Origin of the sequence: Sphingomonas sp. (assembly GCF_035910975.1) — a bacterium.
Lineage (GTDB): Bacteria > Pseudomonadota > Alphaproteobacteria > Sphingomonadales > Sphingomonadaceae > Sphingomonas.
The window spans coordinates 1-2,631 of record NZ_JAMHWM010000021.1; the positions used below are offsets into that span (position 1 = coordinate 1).

The 2,631-nt window shown below is 68.3% G+C and carries 3 protein-coding genes; 2 read left to right on the forward strand and 1 reads right to left on the reverse strand.

The features are described 5' to 3' along the window. Window positions 1-95 precede the first annotated feature (95 nt). Window positions 96-239 (reverse strand): hypothetical protein, encoded by a 144-nt coding sequence (locus tag VYI76_RS04165; protein WP_326523522.1) that lies wholly within the window; start codon window positions 237-239, stop codon window positions 96-98. On the opposite strand from VYI76_RS04165, the gene VYI76_RS04170 reads away from it, so the two are divergent. After that, window positions 240-1,724, forward strand: a complete 1,485-nt coding sequence (locus tag VYI76_RS04170; protein ID WP_003060885.1) for a class I adenylate-forming enzyme family protein — start codon at window positions 240-242, stop codon at window positions 1,722-1,724. After that, complete coding sequence (locus VYI76_RS04175) at window positions 1,721-2,359, forward strand: FAS1-like dehydratase domain-containing protein (RefSeq protein WP_225782453.1); 639 nt, start codon at window positions 1,721-1,723, stop codon at window positions 2,357-2,359. Before VYI76_RS04170 ends, VYI76_RS04175 begins: the two co-directional genes overlap by 4 nt. Window positions 2,360-2,631 lie beyond the last annotated feature (272 nt).

The following is a 2,631-nucleotide window of genomic DNA, read 5'->3' on the forward strand; positions in this document are numbered from 1 at the left end:
CGTCAAGTTCGGGGAATGACGATGCAGATGAATCGACGCAACGCCCTGGCCGCCTTCGCGGCGGCTGCCGTTCCTGGCGCATGGGCGCAGGACCGCTATCCGAGCCGCCCCATCCGCATCATCGTGACGAACGCCGCCGGCGGCGCATCGGACATGATCGCGCGCATGATCGGCACGGGCCTGACCGCTGCACTGGGGCAGCCCGTCGCGGTCGAGCCGATGCCGGCCGCCAACGGCATGTGTTCGAAGACCAGGTCGCGCTCAAGCCGCAGGCCGTGGCGGTCCAGTCGCCACAGGGGGACTGGACGTATGCGCAGCTCGGCGAGCAGGTCGCGCGCATGTCCGCGTGGCTGCGCGTACAAGGCGTTGCGCGAGGCGACCGCGTGGCGATCCTCTCGGAGAACCGGCGCGAGTTCGTGCTGACCCTGCTGGCGGCCGCGAAGGTCGGCGCGATCGTCGCGTGCATGAACTGGCGGCAGACGGCGGAGGAGCTCGCGCATTGCATCACGCTCGTCACGCCGAGGATCGCGCTGGTGTCGCCACGGTACGAGCAGCATGTGAAGCTGTTCGGCGAAGTTGCGGTCACGATGATCGGCGAGGAGCTCGAAAGCGACATCGGTGGGGTGCGCTTCGCTTCGACCCCACCCTGCGGGAACGGCGACGTCGTGGAGCCGGAGGACGGCCTCTACATCCTGTACACCAGCGGCACGACCGGCAAACCCAAGGCTGCGCTCGTGAGCCACCGCGCGCTCGTTGCACGCGGCGCGGTCAACACCATGGACCGTGGCGTGCGGCGGGGCGCGACCTTCATCGCCTGGCCGCCGATGTTCCACATGGCCTCCGCCGACAGCATGCTCGTCACCCTCATCGGCGGCGGCAAGGTGATCGTGATGGACGGCCTCGACGTGGGCGTGCTTTGCGACCTTGGCGAGCGCGAGGACAACGTCGGCTGGTTCGTGCTGATGCCCGGCATGATCGACAAGGTGCTGGACGAATACGCGCGCCGAGGCACGCGTCCGCACCCGGCGGATTCGGTGGGCTGCATGGCGGACCTCGTGCCGCGCCAGCAGATCGTCGACGTCACGCGGCTGTTCAACGCACCGTTTCGCAACACCTTCGGATCGACCGAAGCCGGCCCCGCGCCGGGCAGCGGCGGGCGTGTTCCCGTGGGTGTCGCCCCGGAGAACCTCGCCAAGAACCAGAGTTCGCTGTGCCGCGTGCGACTGGTGGACGAGGCGGGCCAGGATGTCGCACCGGGCGAGCCCGGCGAGCTGCTGCTGCGCAGCCCCACGCTCTTTTCCGGCTACTGGGGCATGCCTGAGGCGACAGCCGAAGCCTTCGCTGGGGGATGGTTCCACACGGGCGACGTGTTCACGCGCCAGCCCGATGGCACGCTGCAGTTCGTCGACCGACGCAAATACCTGATCAAGTCCGGCGGCGAGAACATCTACCCTGCCGAGATCGAACAGCTGCTGCTCGCGTCCCCGCGCATCGCCGACGCCGCCGTGGTGCGCAAGCGCGACGCGAAGTGGGGCGAAGTGCCCGTCGCATTCGTCGCCGTGCGCGACGAAACGCTCTCGGCGGAAGAAGTCGTCGCGCTGTGCCGCGGCCGCATCGCGAACTACAAGCTGCCGCGCGAGGTGCGCTTCATCCGCAACGAAGACATGCCGCGCAGCACCACCGGCAAGATCGTGCGCTCCGAGCTGGAGGCGCTGCTGCAGTGAAAGGCGACTGGACGCACGCGTGGCAGCCGATGGTCGATGCCGTCGGCCGCGACTTCGGCGAGGGGCGCACCGAGGTGTGGGGCGAGACGATCGAAGCGAGCATGGTGCGCCGCTACATCGAGCCGCTCGAGCTCGACTCGAAGCTGCATTCCGACGCGGCCTTCGCGCGCGCGCACGGCTACGCGGACATCGTCGTGCCGAGCACCGCCATCGCGAGCTTCGCGATGCCCCTGCTGTGGAACCCCGGCGATTCGCCGCTCTTCGACGACGCGGCGCGGGACGCGCAACCCACGCGCAGCCACATCGGCGGCGTGCGCTTCGGCCTGGAGCCGCCCACCACGCATTTCTTCGGCGTCGACGCGGAAGCGGACTACCTGCTGCCGGTGGTCGTCGGCGACCGGCTGTGCAGGCGCGGCGCATTGCTGCTGTCGTGCAAACCGAAAGAGACGCGGGTGGGACAGGGCGCCTTCATCTCTTGGCAAACCGAGGTGATCAACCAGCGCCGCGAGCGGGTCGCGCTGCTGCGCACGACGTTCTTCCGCTACAACGTGCTGCGCGCCGAGCCTGTCACCCGGGGCTCGACCCGGGGTCGTGGGCCCGCGAGCGCACACGATGCCGGGTCGAGTCCGGCATGACAGGAACACCATGACCCAGCGCCGCTTCGACGACGTGACGGCAGGCGAACCGCTCGCGCCGGTGCACTATCCGGGCTCTCCGGAATAACTTGTGGAACAGGTGACCATGCAGTATCCTCCTGAGTCGGATTTTCGTGTGGAAAGGAAACCAAGTGAAACTGCATCCTAAGACCGCCGCCCTTGTGGACCGGTTCGCCGCAGCTCTGAAGGAAAAACTCGCCGCCGCAGAGGAGAAGTACGGCTACTCCGACGGGTGGGCGACTGACGACTGG

Excerpts from the sequence above, each read along its gene's own strand:
- VYI76_RS04165 (WP_326523522.1), bottom strand. The coding sequence starts at position 239 with ATGCCGTTGGCGGCCGGCATCGGCTCGACCGCGACGGGCTGCCCCAGT.